This is a genomic window from Candidatus Desulfolinea nitratireducens (assembly GCF_982879505.1).
Map to the genome: position 1 here is coordinate 1 of NZ_CEYOSI010000228.1, position 5,475 is coordinate 5,475.

General features: G+C 49.1%; 5 protein-coding genes. All 5 read right to left on the reverse strand.

The genetic code is table 11. From position 1 onward, the window contains the following. On the reverse strand, window positions 1–1,407 hold a 1,407-nt coding region (locus AC3DOM_RS15190), incomplete at its 3' end, for a M1 family metallopeptidase (RefSeq protein ID WP_487919890.1). A gap of 65 nt (window positions 1,408–1,472) precedes the next feature. Further along, window positions 1,473–2,969: a M1 family aminopeptidase gene (locus tag AC3DOM_RS15195; protein ID WP_487919891.1), complete on the reverse strand. Its 1,497-nt coding sequence runs from the start codon at window positions 2,967–2,969 to the stop codon at window positions 1,473–1,475. A gap of 90 nt (window positions 2,970–3,059) precedes the next feature. After that, window positions 3,060–3,680: a class I SAM-dependent methyltransferase gene (locus AC3DOM_RS15200; RefSeq protein WP_487919892.1), complete on the reverse strand. Its 621-nt coding sequence runs from the start codon at window positions 3,678–3,680 to the stop codon at window positions 3,060–3,062. A 58-nt stretch (window positions 3,681–3,738) separates the two neighbouring features. Continuing rightward, window positions 3,739–4,653, reverse strand: coding sequence for a quinate 5-dehydrogenase (locus tag AC3DOM_RS15205; protein WP_487919893.1), 915 nt, complete (start codon window positions 4,651–4,653; stop codon window positions 3,739–3,741). Between the two features lie 45 nt (window positions 4,654–4,698). Further along, a partial coding sequence (locus AC3DOM_RS15210; RefSeq protein WP_487919894.1) for a polysaccharide deacetylase family protein occupies window positions 4,699–5,475 on the reverse strand: 777 nt, incomplete at its 5' end.

A 5,475-nucleotide genomic window follows, 5' to 3' on the forward strand; every position in this document is an offset into this window, starting at 1 on the left:
GGTTGTCGCGAAATCTTTTAAAAAGGCATTAAATGCTTTTTCTCCAATCCTGAAGCGGATCGCCTCCAAAAACTGTGCTCCTCGTAAATAAACTGAGTTGGTATAACCGCGAAAACCATACCCATCATAGATTGTCGTATCCACCCAGCCAGAGGGTGAAAACCAGGTAACCCGAAAACGCCACCACCAATTTACCGGGAAGGGATAGGTGACCTCATAATAAATCCGTTCACTATAGAGCGCCATGGCCTCATCCAGCCAGGGCTCAAGCGCCTGATCATTCCCCACCATCCCAAACCACCACTGATGCGAAACCTCGTGAACCCCGATTGAGATCAAATTATTCTTGATCGTACCGTTATATTCATCATAAAATTTGCTGCCCATAAAGATCAGCCCGTCGTACTCCATCCCGTCTGCAAGCTGGGTTTGGACGATGCTCAAACTTTCGTATGGATAGGGTGCAAATCGGTCACTATAAATCTCAATCGCATCGGATGCGGCCTCAAGGATGCCTTTCCCGGCATTTTCATAATTCTGGAAATAGAAACTCGTCACACTCGCCTGTTCATTTGCTTCCGTCTGTGACTGAAATATTGGGCTGATCGATAGGGCGAAAGTTCGAGCTCCCTTGAGTTCGTAGCGAGTCCAATTCCCCTCTGTATTCCCTTCGGCACTTGCTGCGACAATGAGATCCTCATCCCCTTTTACTTTTAACCGAACATCAAAATCTGAGGCATCATAAACAAGATGTTCGCCCACTCCGCTCGGCTCATGCAAAATCCAGCCTCGCTGATTGTTATATGGCGCAACAAAGGGATACCAGTTCACAAGGTTTGTTTGATAACCTACATAGCCAAAGACCTCCTCGTATTGTTTTGGTGGAATGTTTAGCGAATACGTGATCTCCAGGATGATCGCCTCATCAGGCTCTAAACTCACTCCCAAGGGAATTTCCATCCTTGCACCGCTCAGTGTTTGTGTGGCGGGGACGCCATTCAGCATGATACCCTTTAGGTTGAAGCAATTTCCCCAGCGATTTGCCTCGACGTTTAACACCAAACTGTTCAGGGGACCCCCGGTCTGGTTGGTGTACGTGATCGTTTCGTCTACATCGAGGGTGTGGGATGCATAGTCCAGTTCAGCGACGAGTTCATATTGAGGGCTGGCCTCATCCAGGTTCCTGGAATCATCTTTGGAGGCTGCGGTGGGTGGAGACCCTGTTAATGGGATGCTGGTTTCTGTCGGGGGGGAGGGTGTACTTGTTGGTGTGGGTATGATTGGTAGAGTGGGGATCTTTGTCCCTGCAGACGGGCGGAATGCTGTTGGGGTGATGGTCGCGTTGGGGATCTCAGTGATCAGGCGGAAAGTAGTTGGTTCCGCTGTGGGGAAGGTGGCAGGTGCCATGAGATTGCATCCGATCAGAATGAGCCCCACACAAAGAACGCAGAACGCGCGGAGAGATCGCATTGCTAATGCGGCGCCCTGAAATACTTTATCGTCAAATCCGAGAAATCGACCTTTGTATGCTCGCGCAGGATGCGGAAAAAATCATCCCCTGTACCAATTTTCTGAGCGTTTTGGGTGCGGTAATCTTTCAAAAAGGCGAAGAAGACCTCATCACCGATGCGGGCGCGTAATTCTTCGAGGAAATATGCGCCATGAAAATAAGATGACCCCCAATAGGCACGCTCGGTTGGATTTTCGCTGACCAAAAGATCCACCCAGGTGTTGGGAGTGTAGTCAAACATACGGGCGGCCCACCACCAATTGATCGCCTCAGGATGATAATTTTCGTAATAGATGCGCTCACTGTATGTGCAGAGCATTTCGTCGAGCCAGGGTTCGTCAGCCTGATTATTGGCGACGCTTTCAAAGAACCACTGATGCGCGGTTTCGTGCGCCGAAACAAAGGTGAGATAATTTTGCACAGTGCCGTCGTAGGTATTATAAAATCCGTGCGATTGAAAATAAAGGGCAGAGTATTCCATCCCATCGTTGAAATCACCTTGCACTGCGCTGAGCGAATTGTGAGGATAGGGTCCGTAAAGCTGGCTGTAAAGCTCAATGGCTTTCGCAGTCACGTTCAGCACCTCTTCCGCTGGGATTTCGAAAAGTGGATAATAATAACTGTAGACTCGAATACCGCCAACTTCTGTGCTGAAAACCTTAAACTCCGGGCTGGCGGATAGGACGAAAGCACGCCCGGCCTCCAGCTTGTATCTTGTCCACTCGGCATTGGATTCGGCGTTAGCGCTGGCCGCCACGACCACCGCTGGATCGTTGGTTTTGAAGTTGACTTCGTAATCTGCGGCATCGTAAACGAGATGCTCGCCAAAATACCAGGGCTCTGGCAATATCCACTCCCCGTTTTGGCGCGGCACAACGAAGGGATACCAATTGGTCAGGTTGACCTGTCGATTTGTATAGCCGTATATTCTGGCACGTATCACGCTGGGATCGCCTTGTTCTGCGAAAGGTAGATTGAGGGTATAGCGCAGATTTATTTCTATGCTTTGGTTTGGTGTTAATGGTGTGGTGAGGGGAATGATCAGCCTTTGTCCCTCGAGGGTGTAATTCGCAGGAACTTCATCTACAAATATTTCATGAAGAACAAATCCGCTGGGCCAGTAATTCGGTTCTACTGCCAGGAGGAGATCATTGAGTGTTTCCCCGCTTTTGTTGGGGTAGAGAATGCTTTCTTCTACCTCGACTTTTTTGGCTGCATAATCGAGGATAGCAAAGAGCGTATATTGCGCCCGTTCCATTGGGATGGGCGATGGCGTAGGGACGATAGTTTCGGTCGGGATAGTGATTTCTGTGGCAGGAAGAGGCGTTTCTGATGGAGGCTGAATTGCCTCTGTTGGCGCGGGGGATGCAGGTGTTGGGGAACAAGAGGTAAGAGTAAAAAGTAGAAACACACCAATAAATTTAGAGATATTCCTAGATAATAAAATATTTCGTTTCATAATTCCTTCTACAAATAGATTTAGGAGACTTCAAATAATTGGGCCAATATTTATCACAACTTCGATTATAGACAAGATAAGGGAGGATGGTCAAGGAGAGAGAAGTTTCCCCTGCACAAAGCGGGCCAGGCCAGCCCCCATTTTGGTGGTGGTATCTGTCAGAATGAGATTGGCGCCAGCAAAGAGCTCACGTAAATCAACTTCACGCCAACGGGTATATCGCTCAGCGCGGGCCGCGTAATTGAGCAGGGACTCACGAGCCAAACCTTCCAGACCGCGCTCGTCCGCGAGAGCTGTTGCGGCAGAGATGCTCATATTTTCAGAGGGGTTGAGCAGACCGATCTCGCCATCCGGTTTGAGAAGTCGAGCCATCTTGCGGAGGGCAGTTATCGGTTCCGGAAGCAGGAAGAGCAGATTGGAGGCGGTGATCAGGTCGAAAGTTGAAGCTTCAAAAGGCAAGGATAAAACATCCGCCAGGATGAGATTGGGGTGGAGAGCATCTCGGAACATTTTAAAAGATGAGTCTACGCCAAAGGCGCGGTAGCCTTTTTGAGTGAAGATGGCGGGAAGAAGACCGGGACCGGTTCCCACGTCTATGATAAGGGAGGCAGGTTTTGGGTCAAGCCACGCTGCGAAGGAGCGCAGCATTTTTCCCCATCCCGTTTTGGTTTGGAGTTCGAGGAAGTAATCGGGATCGTGAAGGTCGGTCATTTTAAAAAAAAGTGATCAGTGATACGTGAAAATCACTCATCACTTTTCATGTTTTAGTTTAATTCAACACTTCAATATTTGGTTCTAATGGGATCCGTTCGATCATATCCAGAAAATCAGCTTCGGTAATTTGGTCATCTGGTTTATCGATCAGCGCCCGAAGAGTGGCTTCCATCACATTGGTGCCGAAAGTACGTCCTTCGAGACGGGGCGTGGAGGTGACAAGAATATGGAGGCCACGTTCACGAAGTTCTTCGACGTTTTTCGCGGTTGTTGTGTTGGTGAGAACAATCTTGCCTTTCAGATCATCGGGCATACTTGCGCGGATGGAGACAAAATCACCAGCGAGAACCGTAGCTTCCTCATAATATTTCGTCCATTTTGGCTCTGGGTCGTTATCCTGTTCCGAGCCAAGCGGGTAAAACCATTTGAAAGGCATCTTGGTGATAAAGGGCAATAAAGCTGCTGCCATAAAGCGTACTCCGCTTAAACTTCGAATCGGAATCGGGAGATTTAGCGAGAACATCAGGTCGCCAAAAGTTGTATCACAGCCGGCTTCGACAAGAGCGGCTGCCATCACGTAGCGATCCACCGCATTGGTTTTCAAGGCTTTCATCCCTTTAAGGGTTTTTCCTTCTTCATTTAGCTTCACTTCGAGAGCTTGAAGGGCGCGTTTAACAAGCAGCCCCTTAATCCCGTTGCCATCGCCAACTTTACTTTTCTTGATCGCTGCTCGAATTTTCCTGGCCTCTTTAAAATAATAGCGCCTCTCCCCCACGCCAAGATAAAACTCTATGCCCCCGACGCCAAAGGCATCTACTTTGCCATCGTATGCTTTATAGGCTTCAATGGCTTTATCGATATCGGCATTGAAGCCCTTCCGTGTGATTTCGCATTTTTCCCCTAAAAACTCGTGAATGGTACTGTGATCACGTGATTCTGACCCCAAACTGATCGAAAGAATTTTTTTCATGTCACTCTCCTTTTTTGGTGGTGTTCCTCACCTATTCTAACCCTCTCAGGGCGCAGGCGTTTCTTCAACCCTGAGCGGTCCTTCCCAGCCCATAACAATCGCAAACCGTTTCAGATCATAATCCCAACTGATCGGGCGGCGCTGTAAATAAAAGAGATTGCCCGGCCCTTGATGGTCGGTATATCCCAGCCCTACAGCAGATTGATAGCCTGCGATATGAACTTGAGCTCCAGCAGTATCCGTAACCGCCCCAAATGGATAGGCAAAAGAGGTAATGGGTAGCTCTAAAGCCTTCTCCAGCGAACGGCGAGAATCAACCACCTCGCGGTACGAGTCATTCTCATTAAGCTTGGAAAGGTCAGCATGACTGTGACTGTGGCTGCCGATCTCCCAGCCCGCTGCTGCCATTTCTTTCAACGCATCAACACCGACCAATGTTTCATCGTTCAACCCGCCGCTGAGCACATAAAAAACACCTTGAAAATCATATTTCTGCATGATCGGAAAAGCATTTTCGTAAATATCCAACCGTCCATCATCAAAAGAAATGACGACTGGCTTCGGGGGCAGCTCTGCTCCTTCCGTGATCGCTTTTACCAACAGCGAAAGGGGGATCGGCGTGAAGCCCCATTCATCAAGTGCCTGCATTTGCTGTGCGAAATTTTCAGGATGAATATAATACTGGCTTTCAATCGGAGAGATGGCGACGTGATGATAGAGCAGGATTGTGGTGCGCACGATCCCCGGTCCGCGTCTGACCCAGGCTGGTGTGGGCGTGGATGCAGGAGTCGCGGTCTTCGTGATGGTGGGCGTCAAACTCGG